At 63.5% G+C, this 1413-nt stretch carries 1 protein-coding gene; it reads left to right on the forward strand.

Annotated elements, in window-relative coordinates; genetic code table 11:
• Nucleotides 1–126: 126 nt before the first annotated feature.
• Nucleotides 127–1368: a transposase family protein gene (locus ACFVVK_RS20465; RefSeq protein ID WP_390271339.1), complete on the forward strand. Its 1242-nt coding sequence runs from the start codon at nt 127–129 to the stop codon at nt 1366–1368.
• The last annotated feature ends 45 nt before the right edge of the window (nt 1369–1413 follow it).

The raw sequence follows: 1413 nt of genomic DNA on the forward strand, positions 1-1413 counted from the left end.
CGCGTTGACTCGTAGAAAACCTCCGCGTAGCCGGATACGTTGCCTCATTTGAAAACCTCCGCGTAACGGCGTGGTTGACGGTAGTGGCGCCGCGTCCCGGCTATGCCCGTTTTCATGGAGCTAACGATGGCCCAGCGCCAGGCTGTGACGAAGAAGAAAGCCCTCGCTTATCAGGGCGCATCGCGGAAAGCGAAGTCCCGGATTCTCGATGAGCTCGTCGAGCTGACCGGGTGGCACCGCGACTACGCCCGGGCGGCCCTGCGTGATGCCCTGGTCCTGAAAGTCGTCAGGCCACGGCCGGGCAGGACACCCGTGTACGGGCCTGAACTGCTGCCGGCGCTGATCAAATGCTGGTCCGTCCTGCGCGCCCCGGCCGGGAAGCTGCTGGCCCCCATGCTGCCTGTTCTGGTGCCCTTGCTGCGGGCCGAGCAGGAGCTGATGATCAGCGATGAGCAGGCAGGTCTGCTGATCCGGATGAGCGCGGCGACGATTGACCGGAAACTTGCCGGCGAACGGGCGAAGCTGGTGCTGCGCGGCCGGTCCCACACGAAGCCGGGCACCCTGCTGAAGTCCCAGATCCCGATCCGCACCTGGGCCCAATGGGACGACGCCGTCCCGGGGTTTGTGGAGATCGACCTGGTCGGTCATGAGGGCGGGAACAGCTTCGGCGAGTTCTGCTTCACCCTGACCGTGACCGACATCGCCACCGGCTGGACGGTGAACCGGTCGGTGCGGAACAAGGCCGCCAGGTGGGTTCTCGAGGCGCTCGAGCACGTCACCGCGGTGTTCCCGTTCCCGATCATCGGCATCGATTCGGACAACGGCTCCGAGTTCATCAACGAACACCTGTTCGCCTACTGCCATGCCCACCAGATCACGTTCACCCGCTCCCGGCCCGGGAACAAGAACGACGGCGCCCACGTGGAGCAGAAGAACTGGGCCAGGGTCCGGGAACTCGTCGGCTACCTCCGCTACGACACAGCCGCCGAGCTGGAGAAGCTCAATGAAATCTGGGAACTGGACCGGACCTTCACCAATTACCTGCTGCCCCAACAGAAACTCATCGGCAAGCAACGGCACGGGGCGAAAGTCACCAAACAGCACGACGCTCCCACCACGCCGCACCAACGCACGGTCCGGCACGAGAACACCGGAAAACGGTCGATCATCCAAATGAACGCCACGTTCAAACGGATCAGGCCGGCAGCCCTCTCACGCCACATCCTGGCCCTCACCGCAGAACTGGAAGCCCTTGCCCTGGCCAAGAAAACCACCTCCGCCAGACCCGTCAACAGCCCCTGGAACCGAAGCTTCCCGACCTACCTCCAGCGCCGCAACGAGTCCCTCCATCCGGAGGTTTTCAAATGAGGCAACGAATCACTCTTCCCGGAGGTATTGCAATGAGGCAACAGG

The organism is Arthrobacter sp. NPDC058192 (assembly GCF_042883665.1).
In the GTDB taxonomy this organism is placed as follows: domain Bacteria; phylum Actinomycetota; class Actinomycetes; order Actinomycetales; family Micrococcaceae; genus Arthrobacter.

Bases quoted from the DNA above. Each gene is read 5' to 3' on its own strand.
- ACFVVK_RS20465 (WP_390271339.1), top strand. From the start codon at position 127: ATGGCCCAGCGCCAGGCTGTGACGAAGAAGAAAGCCCTCGCTTATCAG.